General features: G+C 57.4%; 39 protein-coding genes. All 39 read left to right on the top strand.

The genetic code is table 11. The features are described 5' to 3' along the window. The 39 genes from tuf to KF814_17595 all read left to right on the top strand — a co-directional run bounded on the left by tuf (nucleotide 1) and on the right by KF814_17595 (nucleotide 22,477). Nucleotides 1–1,206: an elongation factor Tu gene (gene tuf, locus KF814_17785; protein MBX3238000.1), complete on the top strand. Its 1,206-nt coding sequence runs from the start codon at nucleotides 1–3 to the stop codon at nucleotides 1,204–1,206. 39 nt (nucleotides 1,207–1,245) lie between these two features. Continuing rightward, on the top strand, nucleotides 1,246–1,557 hold the full coding sequence (gene rpsJ / locus KF814_17780) for a 30S ribosomal protein S10 (GenBank protein MBX3237999.1): 312 nt from the start codon (nucleotides 1,246–1,248) through the stop codon (nucleotides 1,555–1,557). A 67-nt stretch (nucleotides 1,558–1,624) separates the two neighbouring features. After that, nucleotides 1,625–2,245 carry a 50S ribosomal protein L3 gene (gene rplC / locus KF814_17775; protein MBX3237998.1) on the top strand — a complete coding sequence of 207 codons (621 nt, stop codon included), beginning with the start codon at nucleotides 1,625–1,627 and terminating at the stop codon, nucleotides 2,243–2,245. 2 nt (nucleotides 2,246–2,247) lie between these two features. Further along, nucleotides 2,248–2,871, top strand: a complete 624-nt coding sequence (gene rplD, locus KF814_17770; protein ID MBX3237997.1) for a 50S ribosomal protein L4 — start codon at nucleotides 2,248–2,250, stop codon at nucleotides 2,869–2,871. Next, a complete protein-coding gene (locus tag KF814_17765) occupies nucleotides 2,868–3,161 on the top strand; it encodes a 50S ribosomal protein L23 (protein MBX3237996.1) in 294 nt (97 codons plus the stop codon). The genes rplD and KF814_17765 overlap by 4 nt, the downstream gene beginning before the upstream one ends. A gap of 36 nt (nucleotides 3,162–3,197) precedes the next feature. After that, a complete protein-coding gene (rplB, locus tag KF814_17760) occupies nucleotides 3,198–4,022 on the top strand; it encodes a 50S ribosomal protein L2 (protein MBX3237995.1) in 825 nt (274 codons plus the stop codon). Nucleotides 4,023–4,031: 9 nt separating this feature from the next. Beyond that, entirely contained in the window at nucleotides 4,032–4,319 is a 288-nt protein-coding gene (gene rpsS / locus KF814_17755) for a 30S ribosomal protein S19 (protein MBX3237994.1), read from the top strand. 45 nt (nucleotides 4,320–4,364) lie between these two features. Beyond that, on the top strand, nucleotides 4,365–4,718 hold the full coding sequence (rplV, locus tag KF814_17750) for a 50S ribosomal protein L22 (protein ID MBX3237993.1): 354 nt from the start codon (nucleotides 4,365–4,367) through the stop codon (nucleotides 4,716–4,718). Between the two features lie 33 nt (nucleotides 4,719–4,751). Further along, complete coding sequence (gene rpsC, locus KF814_17745) at nucleotides 4,752–5,420, top strand: 30S ribosomal protein S3 (GenBank protein ID MBX3237992.1); 669 nt, start codon at nucleotides 4,752–4,754, stop codon at nucleotides 5,418–5,420. Between the two features lie 31 nt (nucleotides 5,421–5,451). Further along, nucleotides 5,452–5,865 carry a 50S ribosomal protein L16 gene (gene rplP / locus KF814_17740; protein ID MBX3237991.1) on the top strand — a complete coding sequence of 138 codons (414 nt, stop codon included), beginning with the start codon at nucleotides 5,452–5,454 and terminating at the stop codon, nucleotides 5,863–5,865. A gap of 31 nt (nucleotides 5,866–5,896) precedes the next feature. Continuing rightward, complete coding sequence (gene rpmC, locus KF814_17735) at nucleotides 5,897–6,106, top strand: 50S ribosomal protein L29 (GenBank protein ID MBX3237990.1); 210 nt, start codon at nucleotides 5,897–5,899, stop codon at nucleotides 6,104–6,106. 14 nt (nucleotides 6,107–6,120) lie between these two features. Then, a complete protein-coding gene (rpsQ, locus tag KF814_17730; protein MBX3237989.1) occupies nucleotides 6,121–6,390 on the top strand; it encodes a 30S ribosomal protein S17 in 270 nt (89 codons plus the stop codon). Between the two features lie 64 nt (nucleotides 6,391–6,454). After that, a complete protein-coding gene (gene rplN / locus KF814_17725) occupies nucleotides 6,455–6,823 on the top strand; it encodes a 50S ribosomal protein L14 (GenBank protein ID MBX3237988.1) in 369 nt (122 codons plus the stop codon). 27 nt (nucleotides 6,824–6,850) lie between these two features. Further along, nucleotides 6,851–7,177 (top strand): 50S ribosomal protein L24, encoded by a 327-nt coding sequence (gene rplX / locus KF814_17720; GenBank protein MBX3237987.1) that lies wholly within the window; start codon nucleotides 6,851–6,853, stop codon nucleotides 7,175–7,177. Nucleotides 7,178–7,309: 132 nt separating this feature from the next. Next, nucleotides 7,310–7,849, top strand: coding sequence for a 50S ribosomal protein L5 (gene rplE, locus KF814_17715; GenBank protein ID MBX3237986.1), 540 nt, complete (start codon nucleotides 7,310–7,312; stop codon nucleotides 7,847–7,849). A 45-nt stretch (nucleotides 7,850–7,894) separates the two neighbouring features. Further along, on the top strand, nucleotides 7,895–8,080 hold the full coding sequence (locus KF814_17710) for a type Z 30S ribosomal protein S14 (GenBank protein MBX3237985.1): 186 nt from the start codon (nucleotides 7,895–7,897) through the stop codon (nucleotides 8,078–8,080). 43 nt (nucleotides 8,081–8,123) lie between these two features. After that, nucleotides 8,124–8,519 carry a 30S ribosomal protein S8 gene (gene rpsH, locus KF814_17705; protein ID MBX3237984.1) on the top strand — a complete coding sequence of 132 codons (396 nt, stop codon included), beginning with the start codon at nucleotides 8,124–8,126 and terminating at the stop codon, nucleotides 8,517–8,519. A 55-nt stretch (nucleotides 8,520–8,574) separates the two neighbouring features. Next, the gene (rplF, locus tag KF814_17700; protein MBX3237983.1) at nucleotides 8,575–9,111 is read left to right on the top strand and encodes a 50S ribosomal protein L6; all 537 of its coding nucleotides are present in this window, start codon (nucleotides 8,575–8,577) and stop codon (nucleotides 9,109–9,111) included. Between the two features lie 9 nt (nucleotides 9,112–9,120). Then, nucleotides 9,121–9,486, top strand: coding sequence for a 50S ribosomal protein L18 (gene rplR / locus KF814_17695; GenBank protein ID MBX3237982.1), 366 nt, complete (start codon nucleotides 9,121–9,123; stop codon nucleotides 9,484–9,486). Between the two features lie 74 nt (nucleotides 9,487–9,560). Further along, nucleotides 9,561–10,064, top strand: coding sequence for a 30S ribosomal protein S5 (rpsE, locus tag KF814_17690; GenBank protein ID MBX3237981.1), 504 nt, complete (start codon nucleotides 9,561–9,563; stop codon nucleotides 10,062–10,064). Beyond that, nucleotides 10,064–10,270, top strand: a complete 207-nt coding sequence (gene rpmD, locus KF814_17685) for a 50S ribosomal protein L30 (protein MBX3237980.1) — start codon at nucleotides 10,064–10,066, stop codon at nucleotides 10,268–10,270. The genes rpsE and rpmD overlap by 1 nt, the downstream gene beginning before the upstream one ends. Then, entirely contained in the window at nucleotides 10,267–10,716 is a 450-nt protein-coding gene (rplO, locus tag KF814_17680; protein MBX3237979.1) for a 50S ribosomal protein L15, read from the top strand. Before rpmD ends, rplO begins: the two co-directional genes overlap by 4 nt. Next, a complete protein-coding gene (secY, locus tag KF814_17675) occupies nucleotides 10,709–12,022 on the top strand; it encodes a preprotein translocase subunit SecY (protein MBX3237978.1) in 1,314 nt (437 codons plus the stop codon). The genes rplO and secY overlap by 8 nt, the downstream gene beginning before the upstream one ends. Nucleotides 12,023–12,029: 7 nt before the next feature. Continuing rightward, a complete protein-coding gene (locus KF814_17670) occupies nucleotides 12,030–12,689 on the top strand; it encodes an adenylate kinase (GenBank protein MBX3237977.1) in 660 nt (219 codons plus the stop codon). Continuing rightward, nucleotides 12,686–13,441, top strand: coding sequence for a type I methionyl aminopeptidase (gene map, locus KF814_17665; GenBank protein ID MBX3237976.1), 756 nt, complete (start codon nucleotides 12,686–12,688; stop codon nucleotides 13,439–13,441). Before KF814_17670 ends, map begins: the two co-directional genes overlap by 4 nt. 20 nt (nucleotides 13,442–13,461) lie before the next feature. Next, nucleotides 13,462–13,680: a translation initiation factor IF-1 gene (gene infA, locus KF814_17660; protein MBX3237975.1), complete on the top strand. Its 219-nt coding sequence runs from the start codon at nucleotides 13,462–13,464 to the stop codon at nucleotides 13,678–13,680. 18 nt (nucleotides 13,681–13,698) lie between these two features. Continuing rightward, the gene (rpmJ, locus tag KF814_17655) at nucleotides 13,699–13,812 is read left to right on the top strand and encodes a 50S ribosomal protein L36 (GenBank protein MBX3237974.1); all 114 of its coding nucleotides are present in this window, start codon (nucleotides 13,699–13,701) and stop codon (nucleotides 13,810–13,812) included. 81 nt (nucleotides 13,813–13,893) lie between these two features. Further along, a complete protein-coding gene (gene rpsM / locus KF814_17650) occupies nucleotides 13,894–14,283 on the top strand; it encodes a 30S ribosomal protein S13 (GenBank protein ID MBX3237973.1) in 390 nt (129 codons plus the stop codon). Between the two features lie 45 nt (nucleotides 14,284–14,328). Beyond that, nucleotides 14,329–14,712 carry a 30S ribosomal protein S11 gene (rpsK, locus tag KF814_17645; GenBank protein ID MBX3237972.1) on the top strand — a complete coding sequence of 128 codons (384 nt, stop codon included), beginning with the start codon at nucleotides 14,329–14,331 and terminating at the stop codon, nucleotides 14,710–14,712. Between the two features lie 77 nt (nucleotides 14,713–14,789). Beyond that, entirely contained in the window at nucleotides 14,790–15,416 is a 627-nt protein-coding gene (gene rpsD / locus KF814_17640; protein ID MBX3237971.1) for a 30S ribosomal protein S4, read from the top strand. Nucleotides 15,417–15,510: 94 nt separating this feature from the next. Continuing rightward, nucleotides 15,511–16,500, top strand: coding sequence for a DNA-directed RNA polymerase subunit alpha (locus KF814_17635; GenBank protein MBX3237970.1), 990 nt, complete (start codon nucleotides 15,511–15,513; stop codon nucleotides 16,498–16,500). Nucleotides 16,501–16,518: 18 nt separating this feature from the next. Beyond that, complete coding sequence (gene rplQ, locus KF814_17630) at nucleotides 16,519–16,965, top strand: 50S ribosomal protein L17 (GenBank protein MBX3237969.1); 447 nt, start codon at nucleotides 16,519–16,521, stop codon at nucleotides 16,963–16,965. A 189-nt stretch (nucleotides 16,966–17,154) separates the two neighbouring features. Continuing rightward, complete coding sequence (lptC, locus tag KF814_17625) at nucleotides 17,155–17,727, top strand: LPS export ABC transporter periplasmic protein LptC (GenBank protein MBX3237968.1); 573 nt, start codon at nucleotides 17,155–17,157, stop codon at nucleotides 17,725–17,727. Next, entirely contained in the window at nucleotides 17,702–18,304 is a 603-nt protein-coding gene (locus KF814_17620) for a hypothetical protein (protein MBX3237967.1), read from the top strand. The genes lptC and KF814_17620 overlap by 26 nt, the downstream gene beginning before the upstream one ends. Before the next feature lie 17 nt (nucleotides 18,305–18,321). Continuing rightward, nucleotides 18,322–19,086 carry an LPS export ABC transporter ATP-binding protein gene (lptB, locus tag KF814_17615; protein ID MBX3237966.1) on the top strand — a complete coding sequence of 255 codons (765 nt, stop codon included), beginning with the start codon at nucleotides 18,322–18,324 and terminating at the stop codon, nucleotides 19,084–19,086. Between the two features lie 24 nt (nucleotides 19,087–19,110). Continuing rightward, entirely contained in the window at nucleotides 19,111–20,631 is a 1,521-nt protein-coding gene (gene rpoN, locus KF814_17610) for an RNA polymerase factor sigma-54 (protein MBX3237965.1), read from the top strand. A 97-nt stretch (nucleotides 20,632–20,728) separates the two neighbouring features. Further along, on the top strand, nucleotides 20,729–21,277 hold the full coding sequence (raiA, locus tag KF814_17605) for a ribosome-associated translation inhibitor RaiA (GenBank protein MBX3237964.1): 549 nt from the start codon (nucleotides 20,729–20,731) through the stop codon (nucleotides 21,275–21,277). Then, the gene (gene rapZ / locus KF814_17600) at nucleotides 21,264–22,130 is read left to right on the top strand and encodes an RNase adapter RapZ (GenBank protein ID MBX3237963.1); all 867 of its coding nucleotides are present in this window, start codon (nucleotides 21,264–21,266) and stop codon (nucleotides 22,128–22,130) included. Before raiA ends, rapZ begins: the two co-directional genes overlap by 14 nt. A gap of 134 nt (nucleotides 22,131–22,264) precedes the next feature. Beyond that, on the top strand, nucleotides 22,265–22,477 hold the full coding sequence (locus KF814_17595; GenBank protein MBX3237962.1) for a MerR family transcriptional regulator: 213 nt from the start codon (nucleotides 22,265–22,267) through the stop codon (nucleotides 22,475–22,477). Nucleotides 22,478–22,487: the final 10 nt, after the last annotated feature.

The following is a 22,487-nucleotide window of genomic DNA, read 5'->3' as shown; positions in this document are numbered from 1 at the left end:
ATGGCGAAGGCGAAATTTGAGCGGCGAAAGCCCCACGTGAATATCGGGACGATCGGGCACGTGGACCATGGGAAGACGACGTTGACGGCGGCGTTGACAAAGATTTGTGCGGATCGGGGCATGGCGAAGTTCGTGAGCTACGACGAAGTGGCGAAGGCGAGCGAGAGCCAGGGGCGCCGCGATGCGACGAAGATCATGACGATCGCCATCAGCCACGTGGAGTACGAGACGGACAACCGGCACTACGCGCACGTCGACTGCCCGGGCCACGCCGATTATGTGAAGAACATGATCACCGGGGCCGCGCAGATGGATGGGGCCATTCTGGTGGTGAGCGCGGCCGATGGGCCGATGCCGCAGACGCGGGAGCACATTCTGTTGGCGCGCCAGGTGGGCGTGCCCTACATCGTGGTGTTCTTGAACAAGGCGGACAAGGTCGACGACAAGGAATTGTTGGAGTTGGTGGAACTGGAAGTGCGGGAATTGCTGTCGAAGTACGGGTTCCCGGGTGACAAGACGCCGATCATCCAGGGCAGTGCCTTGAAGGCGATGGAAGGGGATCAGGGCCCATTGGGGGTGCCGTCGATCCTGAAGTTGCTCGAGGCGGTGGATACCTACATTCCGACGCCGCAGCGGCCGATCGATAAGCCGTTCCTGATGCCGATCGAAGACGTGTTTACGATCAGCGGCCGGGGGACGGTGGTGACGGGGCGGTGCGAGCGGGGCATCGTGAAGGTGGGGGACGAAATCGAAATCGTGGGATTGCGGCCGACGCAGACCACAGTGGTCACGGGCGTGGAAATGTTCCGCAAGGTGCTCGATGAGGGGCAGGCGGGCGACAACATCGGGGTGTTGCTGCGTGGGACGAAGAAGGAAGATGTGGAGCGGGGGATGGTGCTGTCGAAGCCGAAGAGCATCACGCCGCACACGAAGTTCAAGGCGGAGATTTACGTGCTGACGAAGGAAGAAGGGGGACGGCACACGCCGTTCTTCAACGGGTATCGGCCGCAGTTCTACTTCCGGACGACGGACGTGACGGGGGTGGTGCAGCTGAATCCGGGCGTCGAGATGGTGATGCCGGGAGACAATGTGAGCGTGACGGCGGAATTGATCAGCCCGATCGCCATGGACCAGGGGCTGCGCTTCGCGGTCCGCGAGGGCGGCAAAACCGTCGGCTCCGGCGTCGTAACCGAAATTTTGGCATAGAGGCATCCCGGCCGTTGGCCGGCAGGTGAGGAGTTTCGCGTGAAAGTCGATCAACGAATTCGTATCAGGCTGCGCGGTTTTGATTACCGCGTGCTCGATCAGTCAGTCGCCGAAATTGTGGAGACCGTTCGTCGAAGCGGGGCGAAAGTGGTTGGGCCGATTCCTCTTCCGACGAAGATCGAGCGGTTTACCGTCCAGCGATCGACTCACGTGGACAAGAAGTCCCGCGAGCAATTCGAGATTCGGACCCATAAGCGATTGTTGGACATTATGGAGCCAACACCGGAAACCATGGATTCGCTGATGAAGCTGAATCTGGCGGCCGGTGTGGATGTGGAAATCAAATTATGAGGAAGGTCTGGGCTAAGGTGAGCGTCCTGGGTCGACCTTCGCCTTTTCTCAGTCTTTCGGTGAGCGAATGACAAACGGATTGCTTGGTAAAAAACTGGGGATGACCCAGGTGTATGACGAGAGCGTGCTTGAGCCGGTTACGGTCATCGAGGCTGGTCCCTGTCGCGTCGTGTCGATCAAGACGAAGGAGCGCGATGGGTATGAGGCTGTTCAGCTGTCATTTGGGGAGATCAAGGAGCGGAAACTCTCCAAGGCTGAGCTTGGTCACCTCAAGAAGAATCAGGCTCCAGCGAGCCGTTGGCTCCGGGAATTCAAGAAACTCGGGGATGTCGCGGTGGGGCAAGCGATCACCGTTGAAATGTTCAAGAAAGGTGATTGGGTCGATGTCGTGGGCGTCTCCAAGGGGAAAGGGTTTCAGGGTGTAGTGCGTCGACATAACTATTCCGGCGGTCCGGAGTCGCACGGTTCTATGTTTCACCGGGCGCCAGGTTCCATCGGTGCCAGCTCGTTTCCCTCTCGAGTGTGGAAGAACAAGACCCTGCCTGGTCATATGGGGGCGGAGCGCGTGACCGTTCAGCGGCTCAAGGTGATCGATTCCCGCCCCGAGGAAAATCTGTTGTTCGTGCGCGGAGCAGTGCCTGGTGGTGAAAATGGCCTGCTGGTCGTGCGGAAGTCGAAGAAGGCGTGATCATGCCGACCATTAATGTCGTTGATTTGAAAAAGCAAAAGGTGGGCACGGTAGATTTGCCCGTCGAAGTTTTTGGATGCAAGCCGCACGCAGCGCTGGTTCATGAGGCTGTTGTCATGCAGCAGGCCTGTGTTCGTCAGGGGACCGCGTCGACCTTGCGTCGTGGTGAGGTGAGCGGCTCCGGAAAGAAGCCCTGGAAGCAGAAGCATACGGGCCGTGCGCGGGCCGGTTCGTTACGGTCTCCCGTATGGCGACATGGTGGTAGCGTATTCGGACCGAAACCTAGAAATTATGCCTACGGCATGCCGCGCAAAAAGTATCGCGCCGCGCTACAGAGCGCATTGTCTGCCAGAGTTGCCGAGGGAAGCGTGACCGTCGTGTCGGACATTCCCTTGGATCAGGCAAAGACCAAATTCCTGGCCAAGGCATTGACTCAATTGGGCGTGAGCGGCACCGTGTTGCTTGTCATGGGCGAAGGGCGTGCTGAAATCGTCCAGGCTGCGAAGAATCTTCCGGCTGTCACGGTAGTAAGACCGGAAGATTTGAATGTCTATGATGTCGTGCGCTGTAAGTCGATCGTGATTCCTGAGCGCGAGCTGGCGCGGGTAAAGGAGGCCTGGTCATGAAAGGGGACCTCCATAAGGTGCTGTTACAGCCCCTATTGACTGAGAAACTTACTGGATTGCGCGAGCAGTCCAACACCGTTGGGTTCATGGTCCATCCGGATGCCAACAAGATTCAGATCAAGCAAGCAGTCGAATCGCTGCTCAAGGTTAAGGTTGCGCGGGTGAACGTGTTGAATGCGCGGGGCAAGGTCAAGCGCCTTGGGCGATTCGTCGGGAAGCGGTCTGACTGGAAGAAGGCGTTTGTCACTCTTAAGGAAGGCGAAAAGCTGGAATTGTACGAAAGCGTCTAGCGCTGAGTACCGAACTCCAAGCAGAGCGAGAACTTCATGGCACTGAAAGTTTACAAAGCAACGTCACCGGGTCGGCGTCAAATGTCGACCCTCAAGGATGAACAGCTGACCAAGAAGCGGCCGGAGAAGTCCTTGACAGAGTTTCATCTCCGCACCGGCGGCCGGAATAACGACGGTCGGCAGACCATTCGTTTTCGCGGAGGGGGGCATAAGCGGCTCTATCGTCAGATCGATTTCCGTCGCGACAAGACCGGTATCCCGGCGACTGTCGTCGCTCTGGAATACGATCCGAACCGTTCGTCCCGAATTGCCCTGTTGCACTATCGAGACGGCGAAAAGCGGTACATCCTTGCTCCGGTTGGTTTGAGCGTCAAGGATCAGGTTCAGTCTGGCCCAGAGGCCGAAGTGCGGCCAGGCAACGCTCTGCCGCTGGCTAACATGCCGCTTGGTACTACGATCCACAATATCGAATTGAAGCCCGGCAAGGGCGGTCAATTGATCCGTAGCGCGGGCGGATTCGCTCAGGTCATGGGTCGCGACGGAGGCTATGTCCAGATCCGACTCAAGTCGGGCGAGATGCGCAAGGTTCTGGATACCTGCATGGCCACGGTCGGGCAAGTCGGTAATGTCGACCATGAGAACGTGATGGTTGGCAAAGCCGGTCGCACTCGCTGGAAGGGGAAGCGGCCGCACGTGCGAGGCGTCGTCATGAATCCGGTCGACCACCCGCATGGCGGTGGTGAAGGTAAGTCAGGCCAGGGCAATCCTCATCCTGTGTCGCCCTGGGGTTTGCCGACCAAAGGCTACAAAACTCGCAAGAACAAGGCGACCGATAAATTCATCATCGCCAGACGGAAGTAGGAGAGCGCTATGCCCCGTTCAGTAACTAAGGGTCCATTTGTCGACGATCATCTGCAGAAGAAGGTTGAGCAGATGAACCAGACCAAGGACCGGAAAATTATCAAGACCTGGTCGCGGCGTTCGACAGTAGTGCCGGATATGATCGGGCATACTTTTGCGGTGCACAACGGGAAGAAATTCATTCCGGTGTTTGTCACGGAAAACATGGTCGGCCACAAGCTCGGTGAATTCGCACCGACTCGCTTCTTCAAGGGGCATGGTCAGGCGAAAACAGAAAAGGCAGTGGCACTAAAGTAACTGCCGGTCATGCGGAGTGACGGCGGGAAGCGGGTGGAGTGAAGTATGGCAGAAGCGACAGCACATTTACGATTCGTCCGGGTGGCGCCGCGAAAGGCGCGCGTCGTGGTGGACATGATTCGTGGTCAGCAGGTGCCCAAGGCGTTGGCTATGTTGAGGCATACCCCTCGGCATGCAGCAAAGGTGGTCGAGAAGCTTCTTCGATCTGCCGTGGCCAATGCGGAACAAAAAGAGTTGGGCGACAGCGAGGAAATGTGGATCTCCAAGGCCGTGGTCAACTGCGGGCCGATTTACAAACGGTTCCGTGCGCGGTCCATGGGGAGAGCCAATTCGATTCATAAGCGGACCAGCCATATCACCATCGTGGTTGCTGCCCCTGCCGCTGGAGAAGAAAAGTAGTTTCATCACTTCAAGACTGAGGTTAATCGTCCAATGGGCCAGAAGACACATCCAATCGGGTACCGTATCGGCTACAACTACACTTGGAGCTCGCGCTGGTATGCGGATAAGGAATATGCCAGGCTGCTTCACCAGGATATCAAGATCCGAAAGATGGTGAAGGCCAAGCTCTATCACGCCGGAGTTGCCAAGGTGGAGATCGAGCGGTCCGGTGACCAGACCCGCGTCATCATTCATACCGCGCGTCCTGGCATCATCATCGGTCGCAAGGGGGCCGAGGTTGATAAGCTCAAGGCCGCACTGGAGAAGGAATACTCGGGGCAGGTGTATATCACCGTCAAGGAAATCAAGAAGCCTGAGTTGGACGCGCAGCTTGTCAGTGAGAACGTTGCAACGCAATTGGAGAAGCGGGTCGCCTTCCGTCGAGCCATGAAGCGCAGCGTGCAGTCGGCGCTCCGTCTGGGTGCCCAGGGCATCAAGATCATGGTGGCCGGTCGGCTGGGCGGCGCTGAAATTGCTCGTACCGAATGGTATCGAGAGGGTCGTGTGCCTCTTCACACGTTGCGTGCGGAAGTGGATTACGGCTTCGCCGAAGCTCACACGACGATGGGACAGATTGGGGTCAAGACTTGGATCTACAAGGGAGAGTTGCTGCCGGCTCTCCAGTTGAAACCGGAAGCCGGACTGGGGCGGTTAGGTTAAAGTCCTCCTTCCATAAGGAAAAGGTGAGTCTGTGTTAGCGCCAAAGAAAGTCAAGTTTCGCAAAATGCAAAAAGGCCGCATGCGGGGCAAGGCCTATCGTGGCGGAGCCATCACGCTGGGCGAGTTCGGCTTGAAAGCACTTGAGCCGGGGTGGGTGACCAGCCGGCAGATCGAGGCCGCGCGTATTGCCATCACTCGGTTCGTCAAGCGCGGCGGTCAAGTTTGGACGCGGATATTCCCCGATAAGCCAATCACGAAGAAGCCGGCTGAAACTCGAATGGGTAAGGGGAAGGGGAATCCTGAATACTGGGTGGCGGTGGTCAAGCCCGGTCGGATCCTCTACGAGATGGGCGGCGTCACTCCGGATGTCGCGAAAGAGGCGCTGCGGTTGGCGTCCTACAAATTACCCATTGCGACGAAGTTTGTGGCCCGCGGCCAGTTTTAGTAACCTGTAGCCTGCAATGAGTGGTGGTGTCATGGATGTGAAAGATCTGGCCAATCTTACGGTTCAAGAATTGGCGGACAAGGAAAAGCAGTTAAGGCAAGAACTCTTCAATTTCCGGTTTCAACTCGGCACCGGACGGTTGGAGAACCCGATGCAGATCCGGAATACCAAGCGCGACATTGCGCGGATCAAAACCGTTCGACGGCAGATGGAACTGAAGCAAGCCGCCGGGACCAAGTAAGAGAGAAGAGGCATATGAACGAAGGTCAACAGCATCGGCGTGAGTGGTACGGAAACGTCGTCAGCAACAAGATGAACAAGACCGTCGTCGTCGCCGTGGAACGTTCGGTGATCCATCCGGTCTACAAGAAGGTGCTTCGTCGGGTCACAAAATTGAAGGCCCACGATGAAGGCAATGTTTGCAAGGTCGGGGATCGTGTTCAACTGATTGAAACCCGTCCGATCAGCAAGGACAAGCACTGGCGGGTCGTCCGTGTGATGGTCAAGGGCCAACCGGAACGATAGAGGCGGGACTAACTCCAACAGCTGGACGGATCGTCTCGTTCCGGCGTCGTAAGTAGGACAGGGCATGATTCAGAATTACACATACATGGACGTGGCCGATAATTCCGGCGCCAAGCAGGTCATGTGCTTTCACGTGCTTGGCGGCTCGCGGCGGCGGTACGGCTCGCTTGGCGACATCGTGGTGGTGACCGTCAAGGAGGCCATTCCTCAGGCCACCGTGAAAAAAGGGGACGTCAGCCGTGCTGTGATCGTCCGGACCACGAAAGAGGTCAGACGGGATGACGGGTCGTACATCAAGTTCGACCGCAACGCGTGCGTGCTGATCAATGCGCAGGGCGAGCCGGTGGGGACGCGTATTTTCGGTCCTGTCGCTCGTGAGCTTCGCTGGAAGAAGTTCATGAAGATCATCTCCCTCGCGCCAGAAGTTCTGTAGTTTTAGGCAAGAAAGGTTCTGGCAGGAATGGCACTCATCAAGACAAAAATTCGGAAAGGTGACACGGTTATCGTGGTTACCGGACGGGAGCGCGGGAAGTCGGGCAAGGTGCTCTCGGTCGATCGTGTGAAGGGCAAGGTTGTCGTGGAAAAGCTGAACATGATCAAGCGCCACACCAAGCCGAACCAACAGCTCAAGCAAGGTGGCATCATCGAGAGGGAGTCCCCACTGGAGATCTCGAACGTGATGTTCCTCTGTCCCGTCACCCACAAGCCGACGCGACTCGGTGTGAAGCGTCAGGACGATGGGCGTCGTGCAAGACTGAGCAAGAAGTCTAAAGAACTGGTCGAATAGTTTGGAGCAGGAAGAACGTTCATGGCTAAAGTAGAGAAAGGCAAGGGCGGCAAGGCAGCTGGCCCGCGCTCAACAAAAAAAGAAACGGCCGCTCCTGAGATCGCTCAGGATTCCGGCAACGAGTCCAGCTTCATTCCCCGGATGCGTGATGCCTATCGCGATCGTGTGGTTCCGGCCTTGATGAAGGAATTCGGATATCAGAATCCGATGCAAGTGCCGCGGCTCAATCGAATCGTACTCAACGTCGGGATGGGCGAGGCTATTCAGAACGTGAAGCTTCTGGAGAGCGCCGCGACGGAGTTGGGCATGATCACCGGGCAAAAGCCCGTCATCACCCGCGCGAAGAAGGCCATTGCCGGATTCAAGTTGCGGCAGGGGATGCCGATCGGCGCCAAGGTTACGCTGCGAAGCCGAAGAATGTGGGAGTTTCTGGACCGTCTGGTTACGCTCGCGTTGCCACGAATCCGAGATTTTCGGGGCATCTCGCCGAAGGCCTTCGATGGTCGTGGGAATTATACCCTGGGCCTCAAGGAGCAGCTGATTTTCCCTGAAATCGAATACGATGGAATCGCATCGATTCATGGGATGGACATCACGTTCGTCACCACTGCTCAAACGAATGACGAGGGAAAGGCGTTGCTCAAACATTTGGGCATGCCATTCCGGACATAAGAGTCGCAGGGGGCTTTGCGCCCTGCCTATTGCAAGGGGGATCCAGTGGCCCGTTTAGCGCTTAAGAACAAATGCGCCGCCAAGTCGAAATTCAGCACGCGAGACTATCACCGTTGTGGCATCTGCGGCCGTGTGCGGGGCTATCTTCGCCGGTTCCGGATGTGCCGTATTTGCTTCCGTTTCCTCAGCCTGCGGGGCGAAGTTCCCGGGGTGAGAAAGGCAAGCTGGTAGTTCTGGCCCTGAACAGCGTGACATTGAGGAAAACGAGGAAGCTATGGTGACCGATCCGATTGCTGATTTGTTGGTGAGACTGGGAAATGGTGCGCGCCGCCGTCACGAGACCGTGAAGGTGCCTGCCTCCAAGCTGAAGCGCCAGATTCTTGGCATCCTTGGTAAGGAAGGTTTTATTCAGGGATTTCAGGAAGGACAGGAAGAGGGGCATCCTATCTTGACCGTGCAGTTGAGATACATTGAGCAGGATCGGCCCATGATCACGGGAATGCGCCGAGTCAGCAAGCCGGGACGTCGGGTTTACATTGGCCGCGAAGGTGTGCCGAAAGTCCGTAGCGGTATCGGACTTGCCATCATCTCTACTTCCCAGGGATTGATGACCGACGGAGAGTCTCGCCGGGCCGGTCTTGGAGGCGAAGTGCTTTGTTCGGTGTGGTAAACGCCGAACGGGGTGAACGTTTACTTACTCATAGCAGCTACGTAACGGGGTTCGCATGTCTCGGATAGGAAAAAAGCCAATCGCCGTACCAAGCGGCGTCGATGTGAAGATTGCCGGTCAGGTGGTATCCATCAAGGGTCCGGTGGGGAAACTGGATTGGAGGCTCGTACCCGGTGTGACTGTTGCCGTCAACGACGGACAAATGGTGGTCAGCCGGAAGAATGACGACCGTCAGCTCCGAGCCCTCCACGGTTTGGTGCGGGCCGAGTTGAGCAATATGATTCAAGGTGTCACCAAAGGCTACGAAAAGTCCCTGGAAATTACTGGCGTCGGTTACAAGGCGCAAATGCAGGGGAAAACGATGAGCTTCAACGTCGGGTACATCAACCCGGTGAACTATACGATCCCCGCTGGCATCGAAGTGAAGCTCGATAAGCAGACGCTCATCTCCATTAAGGGGCCGGATAAGCGGCTGGTCGGACAAGTTGCCGCCAACATTCGTGGTATTAAACCGCCTGACGTCTACAAGCAGAAGGGCATCCGCTATGCCGGCGAAGTCTTGAGAAAGAAAGAAGGAAAGACAGGAAAGTAAGATCGCGCCATGAATACTCTAGAAAAAACACGTCAACTTGAACGGCGCCGTCAGCGCGTTCGTAAGACCGTCGTCGGCACTACCGACCGCCCGCGGCTGAATGTCTTCCGGAGCCGCTCGCATATCTACGCTCAGATTATCGACGATTTGCGAGGGCATACGCTCGCAGCCGCGTCGACGTTGGACAAGGGGTTACGGACAACCCTAAAATCCACAGGCAGTATTGAGGCGGCTAAGGCTGTCGGAAAGCTTTTGGCCGAGCGGGCCAAGGCGGCGCAAGTTTCGTCGGTTGTGTTCGACCGGGGTGGGCGTATCTACCACGGTAGAATCAAGGCATTGGCCGACGCTTCGCGGGAAGGTGGGCTACAGTTTTAGATGGGCCGCTGTGAGGCCGCGGGGCTGAAGCTCCGTGCCGAGCCGAACGCCACGATTTAAAGGAGAGTTACGTTGTGCGAGTCAATCCTGAAGAACTGAGTTTAAAAGACAAGGTGGTCTTCATCAATCGTGTGGCCAAGGTCGTCAAGGGCGGTAAGCGCTTCAATTTTTGCGCGCTGGTCGTCGTGGGCGACGGTCACGGCTATGTCGGAGTCGGCAAGGGGAAAGCAGCCGAAGTACCCGTAGCCATCTCCAAGGCGGTCGAACAAGCCAAGAAGCATCTGGTTCGGGTACCCCTCAAGGGGGGCACGATTCCGCATGAAGTTCACGGCTTGTTCGGTGGCGAGCACGTGCTGCTCAAGCCGGCGGCCGATGGGACTGGGATCATCGCTGGCGGCGCAGTGCGCGCGGTTGTGGAGTTAGTCGGCGCCCATAATATTATCGCCAAGACGCTCGGACGCGGCAATCCATTCAATACCGTGCGGGCCACGATTCAAGGCTTGCAGCAATTGCGAGATCCGCAAGAGGTTATGCATCTGCGCCGGAGCGTGGGTGCCCAAGTACAGGTGACGATCTAATGAGCACCACAAAAAAGGGAACCCCCCAGGCGGGGCTGCGCATTACGTTGAAGCGAAGTCCGATCGGTACGCCGTACCGGCATCGTCTAGTCCTTCGTGGGCTGGGGCTGCGAAAGCTGAACGCAACGGTTGTTCGGCCCGCCACCGACCAGGTCAAGGGTATGATCGACAAAGTGGGTTACTTGCTGGAAGTGAGTCCGCAATGAAATTACATGAATTAGCACCCGCTAAGGGAGCAAAGCACAAGAGAAAACGCATCGGGCGCGGGCCGGGATCGGGTCATGGCAAGACTGCCACTAAAGGACATAAGGGCTTAAAAGCCAGGTCCGGCGGTGCCAAACGGCCGGGCTTCGAAGGCGGCCAGATGCCGTTGATTCGCCGTATCCCAAAGTTTGGTTTCCAAAACCCCTTCCGTACGGAATATGCGATCGTGAATTTGAAGAGTCTTGCAGAACTGCAGACCACGGAAGCGATTACGCCTGAGCTCCTGATCAGTCAAGGCCTCGTGCGACGCAAAGGGCAACTCGTGAAAATCCTCGGACAGGGAGAGGTCTCCAGACCGCTCGTGGTCCAGGCCCACAAGTTCAGCAAGTCCGCGGAGACCAAGATTCAGGCTGCCGGCGGGAGGGCCGAGGTCATTCGCGGTGTTTGAGCGACTCCTGACCAGTTTTCAGAACATCTTCAAGATTCCCGAATTGCGCACCCGCGTGCTGTTCACGCTTGGGATGCTCGTCGTTTATCGAATCGGCGCGCACATTCCAACCCCGGGGATCAACGGAGAAGCATTATCTGAATTCCTGACCAAGCAGGGTGGTGCGCTGCTTGGCTTCCTGGACATTTTTTCCGGTGGGTCGCTGTCGAGGCTCACGATCTTTGCGCTGGGTATCATGCCTTACATCAGCGCCTCGATCATTCTGCAGTTGCTCACGGTTGTTATCCCCCACCTTTCCAAGTTGGCCAAGGAAGGGGAACGCGGTCGGAAGAAGATCATTCAGTACACCCGTTTCGGTACCATCGTCATTGCGCTGATTCAGGGATTCGGGATTGCTATCGGTCTGGAGCAAATGAATCAGGGCGCTTTCGTGCTGAGTCCTGGCTGGGGCTTCCGGTTCATGACGGTGATCACCCTCTGCGCGGGAACGGGGTTCCTGATGTGGCTGGGTGAACAAATCACTGAGCGTGGGATCGGCAACGGCATCTCGCTGATCATCTTTGCCGGCATCGTGGCACGACTCCCGGCGGCGGTTGCGCAAACGTTCGACCTTTACAAGCTGGGGCAGCTGAGCTTCCCCTTGCTAATCGTGCTGACCGTGGTGATGGTTGGAGTCGTTGCGGCGATCGTCTTTCTTGAAAGCGGACGACGGAAGGTGCCGGTCCAGTATGCCAAACGAGTCATCGGTCGTCGAGTGTATGGTGGCCAAAGCACCCACATTCCGCTGAAGATCAATACGGCTGGAGTCATTCCTCCGATTTTCGCGTCATCGATTATCGCGTTTCCGGCGACAATCGCTGGGTTTTTTGAGACGCCGTGGATCAAAGCTATCGGGGCGCAGCTCGCCCCGGGCTCCTTGTTGTATACGCTTATGTACGTCGGCTTGATCGTCTTTTTCTGTTTCTTCTATACGGCGGTGGTCATGAATCCCGTTGATATGGCGGATAATCTGAAAAAGTACGGCGGATTCGTCCCGGGTATCCGGCCGGGACAACGGACGTCTGACTATATCTACTCGGTACTGACGAAAATCACCTTTGCCGGAGCGATCTATCTGGCTATAGTCTGCGTCATCCCTGAGTTTCTGATCTACAAACTCAATGTGCCGTTTTATTTCGGCGGCACCTCCTTGTTGATCGTGATCGGTGTGGGGTTGGACACGGCTCAGCAGATTGAATCTCATTTGCTTAATCGGAATTATGACGGTTTCCTTGCCAAGGGCCGTCTCCGTGGCAGGACGTCGTAGGCGGAGCATGCGACTCGTATTTTTAGGGGCTCCAGGGGTTGGGAAGGGCACACAGGCTGACCGGGTGACCGCCCAGTTCGGTCCACCGAAGATTTCCACCGGCGATCTCTTGCGTGAGTCAGTCCGGAACCAGACGCCGCTTGGTCTCGAGGCCAAGAAATTCATGGACCAAGGCAAGTTGGTTCCCGATGCCGTCGTGATTGGAATGGTCAAGGCGAAATTGGTTGAGCCCAGTTGTGCCAAAGGGTTCATCCTTGATGGGTTCCCGAGGACTGTGCCGCAGGCCGAGGAGTTGGCGAAAATCCTTCTGGAGAATCGCGTCAGTCTCGATCGCGTCGTCAACTTTCGCGTGTCGCGCGAAGATGTCATCAAGCGCCTCAGCGGCCGGCGAAGCTGCCCGAAGTGCCAGGCGGTGTTCCATGTAGACTTTTCCCCTCCGAAGAAGGCAGGGATTTGTGATCGTTGCAGCGGGGAATTGATCCAGCGGAGCGACGACAAAGCTGAAACGATTGAGGCGCGGCTTAAGGTTTATGATGAGCAGACGGCCCCGCTGATTTCCTACTACCAGAAGAAAAGCCTCTTGACCGATCTCGACGGGTCTGGGGGAATGGACCAAGTTTATTCGCGATTGAGCCATCTCGTGTCTGGGCTTGGGACCCGCACATGATCGTGATGAAGACGCCGGAGGAAGTGGAACTCATCGCCAAGGCGTCGAAAGTGGTGGCGGAAGTCCTGAATGTACTGAAGGAGCAGGTCGCGCCGGGCATTACCACCGACGATCTGGACCGGATGGCCGAAGAGGGTATTAAGGGGCGAGGCGCCATCCCGGCGTTCAAGGGATATCGGAGCTATCCTAAGACTCTCTGTGCATCAGTCAATGAACAGGTAGTCCACGGGATCCCCTCCAAGCGGCGATTGAAGGAAGGCGACATTATCGGATTGGATCTTGGCGCCATCGTATCGGGCTTTTACGGTGATTCGGCAGTGACAGTTCCTGTGGGAACGGCTTCTTCGGAATCGCTACGGCTGATTCAGGTGACGGAAGAATCGCTCCACCGTGGGATTGCGAAGGCGGTTGTCGGCAATCGGCTTTCCGATATTTCCCACGCGATTCAAACGCACGTCGAGGCGGCAGGCTTCTCAGTCGTCACGGAGTTCGTGGGGCACGGAATCGGTAGGCAGTTGCACGAAGAACCCCAGGTCCCCAATTACGGGCGTCCCGGTCAGGGACCTCGCTTACAAGTTGGGATGGTACTGGCGATCGAACCAATGGTAAATATGGGGGCCAGCGGAATTCGGATTTTAGACGATCGCTGGACGGCGGTGACACAGGACGGTCGGTGGTCGGCCCATTTCGAGCATACCATCGCTATTCAGCCGTCTGGGCCGGCCCGGATTTTGTCTAGTACGTCCCACTGATATAGGAGGCGAACCGATCGGTGCCGAAAGAAGACGTCATAGAAGTAACCGGTACGGTGTCAGAGACGCTTCCAAATGCCATGTTTCGAGTAGAACTTGAGAACGGGCACAAGATTTTAGCCCACATTTCCGGCAAAATGCGGATGCATTTTATTCGTATCTTGCCGGGCGACAAAGTCACGGTGGAACTGTCCCCGTACGATTTGACCAGGGGACGCATTACCTATCGCTTCAAGTAGCGAAGAAACGAGTCTGTCATGAAAGTGAAGTCGTCGGTTAAGCCTATTTGTGCAAAATGTAAGGTCGTCCGCCGCCGAGGTGTGGTACGGGTCCTGTGCGCGAACCCTCGGCACAAGCAGCGGCAGGGATAATGTAAGATCCGTCGAACGTGCGAGAGGGACAAACCGGTTCCTCCGGCGAGAGACGAGCGACGTCTGACGAGGAGAGGAAGTATGGCACGCATTGCCGGAGTAGATTTGCCCAGGGAAAAGCGCATCGACATCGGGCTGACGTATGTCTATGGGATCGGCCGCGCGTCGGCGCTGGCGATTCTGAAAAAGGCCGGCATCGATGGGGCCACGCGCGTGAAAGATCTGAGCGAAGACAAGATCGTCAAGCTTCGTGAGGTGATCGACCAAGATTATCAGGTCGAAGGCGATCTTCGTAAAGAAGTATCCATGAACATCAAGCGGCTGGTGGATACCGGCACGTTCCGAGGCCTCCGGCATCGGAAGAGTCTGCCTGTGCGCGGACAGCGCACCAAGACCAATGCACGGACCCGAAAGGGGCGTCGCGCGGGTGTCGGCAGCAAACCTAAGAGGCCGGCCGGTTCGGCAGGCTGACCAGAAGCACCAGACCGAGCAGGCGCCAGGCGCTGAGGAGATCCTATGAGTGTGAAGAAGGGTAAGAAAAAAGAGCGCAAGATCGTACAGAGCGGCGTCGCCCACGTGCAGGCGTCGTTCAACAATACCATCGTGACGATCACTGATATGAGCGGCAACACGGTCGTGTGGGCCAGTGCAGGCAACCAGGGCTTCAAGGGGTCGCGGAAAAGCACTCCCTTCGCCGCCCAGCGGGCCGGTGAAGCGGCGGCGCGTAAAGCGATGGAAAATGGAATGCGTCAGGTAGACGTGTACGTCAACGGTCCTGGTGCCGGGCGAGAATCAGCCATCCGTTCGCTCCAAAGCGCTGGACTGAGAATCAATCTGATTCGGGACGTCACGCCGATTCCGCACAATGGATGCCGTCCTCCTAAGCGGAGACGGGTGTAATATTGCCCTCGATCCCGTGCGGCGCGAGGCCGCGGGTCGAGTTGGATCTCGATTGTTTGAGGTAATGGAGGAGTAGCGTGGCTAAATATTGCGGGCCTGTCTGCCGGTTATGTCGGAGAGAAGGCGAGAAGTTGTTTTTGAAAGGCTCTCGATGCATGACCGAGAAATGCGCCATCGAGCGCCGGAGTTATCCGCCGGGTCAGCACGGTCAAGCTCGTCCGCGGATCTCGGACTATAGTCTGCAGTTGCGTGAGAAACAGAAGCTGAAGAGGATCTACGGCCTGCAGGAAGGCCAGTTCCGCGGTATTTTTGAACGCGCGGAACGTCAAACCGGTGTGACCGGCGATGCCCTGCTTCGTCTGTTGGAGTGCCGTTTGGACAACGTGGTCTACCGCTTGGGATTCGGCGCGTCGCGCAAAGAGGCTCGCCAACTCATTAATCACGGACACATGATGATCAATGGCCGGAAGATCACGGCTCCCGGCGCACTCGTGAAGGTCGGCGATGCCATCGAAGTACGGGAAAACAGCCGCGAACTCCAGCCGATCCAAGGCGCGCTTGCGGCGGTCGATGGTCGTGGCATTCCCGAATGGTTGGAATTAGACAAGACGGCGTACAAAGGGACGATCCGGTCCTTGCCCGCCAAGGAACATATTGCATTGCCGGTTAATGAGCAGATGGTCGTCGAGTTGTACTCTCGGTAGACGACCCGCTCGGCCACGGGCGGTGCGGCCGTTCGCAGGTTGAGCGATCGATGGGCTCACACGAGTTACTGAAGGGGGAGTCATGATTAAAGCGATGAAAGACTTTCAGATCCCCATGCGGGTGGAAGTCGACAAGGACACTCTTTCCCCGACATTTGGTCGATTCACCACAGAGGCGTTCGAGCGAGGATTCGGGACCACGGTCGGAAACTCTCTCCGCCGCGTGCTCTTGTCTTCATTGACGGGCGCTGCGGTTACGACCGTGAAGATCGAAGGGGTGTTGCATGAGTTCTCCACAATTCCCGGCGTCACGGAGGATGTGACCTCGATCATTCTGAACATCAAGAGTCTTCGTCTGGCGCTGCAGGGCGACAAGCCAAAGACCATTCGCCTGAAGAAGAAGGGGCCAGGGGAAGCTAAAGGGTCCGATATCATTCACGACGGCGATTTGTCGATTCTCACGCCGGACTTGCATATTGCCACGCTGGATAAGGATGCCACGCTGGACATGGAAATGACCGTCAAGCATGGTCGAGGCTATGTGCCGGCTGAACGAAACAAGGAAGAGGGGCTGCCGATTGGGGTCATTGCGGTGGACTCCATCTTCTCCCCAATCAAGCGAGTCAACTTCCATGTGGAGAACGCGCGTGTCGGTCGGATGACGGACTACGACAAGCTTACCTTGGAAATCTGGACGGATGGGACCATCTCCCCGCGGGATGCCTTGTCGAATGCGGCCAGTATTCTCCGGGATCACCTCGATATCTTTATCAATCCCGAGGAGCGCTCCGATGCCAAGCCTGCGGCTGGCGCAGAGGAATCCTCTTTCGAGGTTAACAAGAATCTGTACCGCAGCGTCAACGAGCTTGAGTTGTCGGTTCGCGCCGCCAACTGCTTGAAAAACGCCAACATCAAGACGATTGCCGACTTGGTGCAAAAAACCGAAGCCGAAATGCTGAAGACCAAGAATTTCGGCAAGAAGTCGCTGAACGAGATCAAGGAAATTCTGACCGAAATGGGCTTGAGCCTCGGGATGAGGGTGGACGCCCTACCGTCCGGTGACGGTGGAGTGCGGACAGAGTAAGAAAGGAACAGGACTACCGTGCGGCACAAAAAGAAGGGCAGACAGCTCGGACGTCAAACCAAACATCGATGGGCGCTGTTTCGGAACCTCGTGACCTCGCTCATTGATCAGGAGCGGATCGAGACCACCGAGGCCAAGGCCAAGGAGATCAGAGGCTTTACCGACGAGATGATCACCCTCGGCAAAGAAGGGAGTCTCCCTGCCCGTCGTCGGGCGCTCAGCTTCTTGCGCAGCAAGGCGGTCGTCTCAAAATTGTTCACAGATGTGGCGCCGCGCTTCCGCGATCGCCAGGGCGGCTATACGCGGATCATCAAGACGCGTCGGCGCGTTGGTGACGCAGCCGAGATGGTCGCCATTGAGCTGGTTGCAAGGGCGGAACGTGCGGTGGCGAAACCCTCCGAGCCCGCAGCGCCGGCAGCAAAAAGCGGCAATCCGGATAAGGACGCTCCCTCCGCGGAGGCCTAACGAACAGCATGGCTGCGGCGGCAGAACCGTCGCCGCAGCCTCGTTTCCCGCATTTCATTCTTCCTCGTTTTTCCTTCATACCTCGGGCGACAAGAGTACGGAGCCCGGTTTACTTGAATCAACCAGAATGCTACGATCATGCCAGCAGCATCGTAGCGGGGAAGCTCTGGGAATCAAGGGCTTTTCACCATGTGGGAACGTTGGATACGGCGTGGCTTACTCGCTCTCAGCGTGATGTTAGCCGCATCGTTGGGATATCTCCTCATCACCCGGTCCGACTCGGGGTCATCTTCTCGATCGGTCGCCGCAGTCGGGAAGGAGCCGGCGGACGCACGCATACAGGATTTCACGTTTACCCAGACCAAGGGCGAGACTGTTCAGTGGAAGGTGCAGGCCGAACAGGCCCGTTTGTTCGAACACGAAAATCGTGCCCTGCTGAATAATGTGCAAATTACACTCTACGGTGCGCAGGGGAAAGAACTCACGCTGTCCGGCGAAGAGGGCTCCCTCGATACCCAAACCAAAAACTTCAATCTCTCCAATCGGACGAAACCCATCGTGGTGGAAACGCAGAGCGGGTACACCATCCTTACCAACCATTTGGTGTGGACCGACGCGCGCCACGAAATCCAAACCGCCGAAGATGTCACGATCAACGGCCATGGACTACAGGTGACGGGTCGTGGATTGCTTGGCAAATTGGATACGGAAGAGTTTCAGGTATTGCACGATGTTCGTGTGGATGTTGTTCCTGCTTCTTAATGCCGCGATCGGGTTCAGCGCCCCTGCTCCCTCATCGGCTCAAGCCAGCGTGCCGAAGGGGCGCAGCGCGGAGGAGGCTCCCACGACCATCACCTCCAAAACGATGACTGTGAGCAATCACGAGAACAAGGCGATATTCGAGGGCGAGGTGGTGTTGACTCGCGGGCCCCTGACAGTCCACTCCGACCACATGGTGGTGTCGTTTCATCCCTCCAGCAACGGCGTCGATCCGAAGCCCGCTGTTGCTCCAAAGAATGCGGCCACGGGCGGGAAGGCGACGAAAAAGGAGCAAGCTGGAGGCTCAGAGGCCATGCCTGCCGTATCGGACCGGACGATCAGCATGATTGAGGCCACCGGTCGAGTGGAGATACAAAAAGAGGACGGTCGGGCGACGTGTCAAAAAGCTATTTACTATGAAGTCGAGCGAAAGATCGTCTTGACCGGCCAGCCCGTGGCCTGGCAAAAGGGAACCCGAGTATCCGGCAAGCGGATTACGATGTTCCTGGATGAGGACCGCAGCCTGGTCGAGGGTGATTCGCAAGTCACAATTGAGGGTGAAGGGAGCGGAAAGCGGTGATCGGGACCTCCTCCGAGATGCGAGCGGAATCGCCGCGGCCGACCGCCGCGCCGGTCCAGCAGGATCGACTCGCTGCCACGGGCCTCGAGAAGAGCTTTCGTAGCCGCAAGGTCGTCAAGGGTGTGTCGATCGATGTGCGGGCGGGAGAGGTCGTCGGCCTGCTGGGACCGAACGGCGCGGGCAAGACGACGATCTTCGATATGATGGTGGGACTCTGCCAGCCTGATGCCGGACGGATTGCCCTGAATACCGACGATATTACCGATCTGCCCATGTACAAGCGGGCCCGCCGCGGCATCGGGTATTTGCCGCAGGAGTCGTCGGTCTTTCGTCGTTTGTCGGTGGAACACAATATTCTTGCGATTCTGGAGATGCTGGGCTATTCCGGAAGTGAGCGGGCAGAGCGAGTGGAGAATTTGCTGAAAGAATTGGATCTCGTTCATATCCGGAAGAGCAAGGCCTACGCCCTCTCAGGCGGCGAGCGGCGCCGGCTGGAGATCACACGCGCGCTGGCGACGAGCCCGTCTTTCATGCTGCTTGACGAACCGTTCGCCGGTATCGATCCCATCGCCGTCGCGGATATTCAGCAGATCATCATCCGCCTGAAGCAACGGCACATCGGCGTACTGATCACCGACCACAACGTACGGGAAACCCTGTCGATCACCGATCGTGCCTATATCATCAACGAGGGAACGATACTCGAGGCCGGCTCTCCTGCGGTGATCGAAAAGAGCGAAATGGCCAGGGCCGTCTACCTTGGGGAAGGCTTCCGCCTGTAACAGCCGGGACGGAGTATACGTGCAATGAAACTGCGACTCGATCTGAAGCTCAGCCAAAAACTCATTATGACGCCGCAGTTGCAGCAGGCGATCAAGCTGTTGCAGCTGTCTCGCCTAGAGCTTCAGCAGAGCCTGCAGCAGCATCTCATGGAGAATCCGCTGCTCGACGAACTCGTTGCCGAAACGGAGGAAGCCGAAGAGACTGCGACCGCTGAGCGGGAACAACCGGAATTGCCCTCTTCCACCAGTACGCGTGCAGAGGAGGTCGAGCGGGAAGACAAGCCGGTCGAGGGCGGAGAAAACGCAGAGGAGTTTTCCGCCTCAAGCTGGGAAGACTATTTCGACACTGACCTTCGACGTGGGGAGGCCGAATATGGGGCATCCTCGCAGGACGAATTTCCCTCGTACGAGCAGACCGTCGCAAAATCGGCGTCTCTGGAGGACCACCTCGCGTGGCAATTGTCGCTGTCGGGACTGTCTCCGCGCGAAAAGGAGATCGGACGCCTGATCATCGGCAACTTGGACGACGACGGATACCTTCGCATGACCTTGGATGAGCTGGTTTCCGATACGCCCTATAGCGTCGCTGAGGCCGAATCGGTTCTAAAAGACGTGCAGGGCTTTGATCCCACCGGCGTCGCCGCCCGCGATCTTCCGGAGTGTCTCCTGCTCCAACTGGGGTTCCTCGGCCGCCGGCCCATAGGTGCGTTGGGCGCCCGACCCGGTGAGCTCAAGGGGTCTATTCTCGAAGCGATCGTGCTCCACCACCTCAAAGATCTGGAAAAGAAGCAGTACGCCAGGATCTCCAAGGCGCTCAATATCTCGATGGAGGACGTGTTCCGGGCCACGAAGGTGATCGAGGCGCTGGAACCCAAGCCGGGGCGGCCTTTTTCCAATACACAAAATTACGTGATCGTGCCGGATGTGTTCGTCGTCAAGAACGAAGGCGAATGGGAAGTTCTGCTGAACGACGATGGCCTGCCCCGCATGCGGATCAGCCCTTACTACAAGCAGCTCATGTCTTCCGGCCGCTCCGGTTCGGCGGAAACCAAGGCCTATCTCGACGAGAAATTACGCGCCGCCCAGTGGGTCATCCGCAGCATCGAGCAACGGAACAAGACGATCGTCAAAGTCGTCTCGAGCATCGTGAAATTCCAGGAGGCCTTCTTCGAGAAGGGGATCCAATACCTGAAACCCCTGGTGCTGAAACAAGTGGCCGAGGATATCGGGATGCATGAATCTACGATCAGCCGGGTGACGGCCAACAAGTACATGTACTGTCCGCAAGGAATGCTTGAACTCAAGTTCTTCTTCAATGCCGGCCTTCAGCGGGCTGACCAGCCATCCGATATGCTGTCGTCCCTGACGGTGCGGGAGATGATTCGTAAGATGGTGGCGGATGAAGACGCGCGAAAGCCGCTGAAGGATGAAGAGATCGCCGCGCGTCTCAGAACCCAGCAGGTGATGATCGCGCGAAGGACCGTGGCGAAATATCGCGCGGAGGACAACATTCCCTCAGCGAACCAGCGGAAGCGCTTTTTCTAGGGGACCGGCCGCGGACGGACATGCGGCATCGGTCTGATCGGCAACATTTGATCCGGCGTTCGGTCGATGACCGGAGCGCTGTACTCATGAGGTCGGTATGCGATTGATGATCACGGGGCGGCACGTGGCGGTCACACCGGCATTGCGTCGGTATATCGAATCCAGGATGGAGCGATTGGATCGATACGGGGTTCGCCTGAATACCCTTCAGGTGCTTCTCAGCGTGGAGCGGTTTCACCACATGGCTGAAGTCACCGGGGTGGTGCTGGGCCGACGGATTCAAGCCAAGACATCCACCGAGGAGATGTACGCATCCATTGATCAGGTGGTCGACAAGTTAGGCGCGCAGTTGCGGAAGCTCAAGGATCGTCGGGCCCACCACAAAGTCGGTGACCATCGACGGCTCGCCGATCTGCAGCCCGAGGCTCCACGCAATGACGGGGTACAGGTCGAGGTCGTGAGACCGGCGCTCGAGGTGTTGAGCGTGGAGGAAGCCGCGGAGGCGCTTCGCGAGGCGCCGACCGGCGTGCTGATGTTCATCAACGACGTGACCGGCAACGTCCAGGTCGTGCAGCGCCTTCCCGGCGGCAAGGTGTCTCTCATCGATCCGGAGCGCAAGCGCGCTCGCGCACATGGCAGCACTTAAGCTGGTCGTCGTCAGCGGTCTTTCCGGGTCCGGAAAGAGCCATGCGCTCAAGGCGTTCGAGGACGCCGGATATTTCTGCGTCGACAATCTTCCTCCCGCCTTGCTCCCTACCTTCGTCGAACTCTGTCATCAGCAGGGCGGGGAAATCAAAAACGTCGCCCTGGGAATCGATATCCGTGAACGGGTGTTTTTTGGAGACCTGGTCAAGGTCCTCGACGAGGTGCGGGCCCTCGGACATGCGGTGGAACTGATTTTCCTGGAGGCGCGGGACGAGGTGCTCGTGCGCCGTTTCTCGGAGAGCCGCCGCCCGCATCCGGTGCTTCCCCACATGCCGGTGCTCGATGGGGTACGCTTCGAGCGTGAGCGCTTGAGCGAACTCCGCAAACATGCGGACCGCGTCATCGATACCTCGGACATCACGGTCCATGACCTGCGTGAGCGCCTGACCAGGGAATTCAGGCAGGATTCGGGCGGACGCCGTATGACGATTTCCCTGGTGACGTTCGGGTACAAGTTCGGAGTCCCTTACGACATCGATCTGCTGTTCGACGTGCGCTTCCTGCGGAACCCCTTTTTCGTTCCCGAACTCAAGCCCCTGACCGGAGAGGACGGCCGGGTACAGGACTACGTACTCAGCGATCCGAGCGCCTCTCAATTTCTCGAGCAACTCCACGGGTTTTTCGCCTTCCTCATGCCGCTGTTCGAACGCGATCAGCGCAGCTATCTCAGTATCGGCATCGGTTGCACCGGCGGCCGGCACCGGTCGGTCACCATCGCCGCACGTCTCAAGGAGCGCTTTGCCGCGCTCGGCTACGACGTCTCCGTCACCCACCGCGACCTTCAGAAAAGCTAGTCTCCGCGCCTCATTCCTGCGATTTCACCGACCCCTGCGTAGAACTGCGGTTTCCTTGACAGGTGGACTATATCAACTATACTTACCCTTGTGTGCGCGAAAACCCTGATGAACAGTGATGTTTGAGGCTGTGCGTGAAGAAAGTGCCCGATGTCCCAAAGAAGAAACTCTACAAGACCAACGAGGTCTGCGAGATGTTCGACATCTCCCGGGCTACGCTGTTTCGGTGGGAACGGGAAGGCTTGATCATAGGTCCGCCGCGGGATTGGCGGAACTGGAGATTGTATACCGCGGAAAACGTTGAGCAAATCAGGCAAGTGATGCACGGCAGAAAAGAAGTCGCTTAGAGAGGGCAAC

The organism is Nitrospiraceae bacterium (genome assembly GCA_019637075.1).
In the GTDB taxonomy this organism is placed as follows: domain Bacteria; phylum Nitrospirota; class Nitrospiria; order Nitrospirales; family Nitrospiraceae; genus JAHBWI01.
Note: the sequence above shows the minus strand (reverse complement) of the source record. Positions and strands in the feature narration are given on the sequence as shown.

Coding starts and splice junctions, on each gene's coding strand:
- tuf (MBX3238000.1), top strand. CDS start 1: ATGGCGAAGGCGAAATTTGAGCGGCGAAAGCCCCACGTGAATATCGGG.
- rplC (MBX3237998.1), top strand. CDS start 1,625: ATGACAAACGGATTGCTTGGTAAAAAACTGGGGATGACCCAGGTGTAT.
- rplD (MBX3237997.1), top strand. CDS start 2,248: ATGCCGACCATTAATGTCGTTGATTTGAAAAAGCAAAAGGTGGGCACG.
- KF814_17765 (MBX3237996.1), top strand. CDS start 2,868: ATGAAAGGGGACCTCCATAAGGTGCTGTTACAGCCCCTATTGACTGAG.
- rplB (MBX3237995.1), top strand. CDS start 3,198: ATGGCACTGAAAGTTTACAAAGCAACGTCACCGGGTCGGCGTCAAATG.
- rpsS (MBX3237994.1), top strand. CDS start 4,032: ATGCCCCGTTCAGTAACTAAGGGTCCATTTGTCGACGATCATCTGCAG.
- rplV (MBX3237993.1), top strand. CDS start 4,365: ATGGCAGAAGCGACAGCACATTTACGATTCGTCCGGGTGGCGCCGCGA.
- rpsC (MBX3237992.1), top strand. CDS start 4,752: ATGGGCCAGAAGACACATCCAATCGGGTACCGTATCGGCTACAACTAC.
- rpmC (MBX3237990.1), top strand. CDS start 5,897: ATGGATGTGAAAGATCTGGCCAATCTTACGGTTCAAGAATTGGCGGAC.
- rpsQ (MBX3237989.1), top strand. CDS start 6,121: ATGAACGAAGGTCAACAGCATCGGCGTGAGTGGTACGGAAACGTCGTC.
- rplN (MBX3237988.1), top strand. CDS start 6,455: ATGATTCAGAATTACACATACATGGACGTGGCCGATAATTCCGGCGCC.
- rplX (MBX3237987.1), top strand. CDS start 6,851: ATGGCACTCATCAAGACAAAAATTCGGAAAGGTGACACGGTTATCGTG.
- rpsH (MBX3237984.1), top strand. CDS start 8,124: ATGGTGACCGATCCGATTGCTGATTTGTTGGTGAGACTGGGAAATGGT.
- rplF (MBX3237983.1), top strand. CDS start 8,575: ATGTCTCGGATAGGAAAAAAGCCAATCGCCGTACCAAGCGGCGTCGAT.
- rplR (MBX3237982.1), top strand. CDS start 9,121: ATGAATACTCTAGAAAAAACACGTCAACTTGAACGGCGCCGTCAGCGC.
- rpmD (MBX3237980.1), top strand. CDS start 10,064: ATGAGCACCACAAAAAAGGGAACCCCCCAGGCGGGGCTGCGCATTACG.
- rplO (MBX3237979.1), top strand. CDS start 10,267: ATGAAATTACATGAATTAGCACCCGCTAAGGGAGCAAAGCACAAGAGA.
- KF814_17670 (MBX3237977.1), top strand. CDS start 12,030: ATGCGACTCGTATTTTTAGGGGCTCCAGGGGTTGGGAAGGGCACACAG.
- map (MBX3237976.1), top strand. CDS start 12,686: ATGATCGTGATGAAGACGCCGGAGGAAGTGGAACTCATCGCCAAGGCG.
- rpmJ (MBX3237974.1), top strand. CDS start 13,699: ATGAAAGTGAAGTCGTCGGTTAAGCCTATTTGTGCAAAATGTAAGGTC.
- rpsM (MBX3237973.1), top strand. CDS start 13,894: ATGGCACGCATTGCCGGAGTAGATTTGCCCAGGGAAAAGCGCATCGAC.
- rpsK (MBX3237972.1), top strand. CDS start 14,329: ATGAGTGTGAAGAAGGGTAAGAAAAAAGAGCGCAAGATCGTACAGAGC.
- KF814_17635 (MBX3237970.1), top strand. CDS start 15,511: ATGAAAGACTTTCAGATCCCCATGCGGGTGGAAGTCGACAAGGACACT.
- lptC (MBX3237968.1), top strand. CDS start 17,155: ATGTGGGAACGTTGGATACGGCGTGGCTTACTCGCTCTCAGCGTGATG.
- lptB (MBX3237966.1), top strand. CDS start 18,322: ATGCGAGCGGAATCGCCGCGGCCGACCGCCGCGCCGGTCCAGCAGGAT.
- rpoN (MBX3237965.1), top strand. CDS start 19,111: ATGAAACTGCGACTCGATCTGAAGCTCAGCCAAAAACTCATTATGACG.
- raiA (MBX3237964.1), top strand. CDS start 20,729: ATGCGATTGATGATCACGGGGCGGCACGTGGCGGTCACACCGGCATTG.
- rapZ (MBX3237963.1), top strand. CDS start 21,264: ATGGCAGCACTTAAGCTGGTCGTCGTCAGCGGTCTTTCCGGGTCCGGA.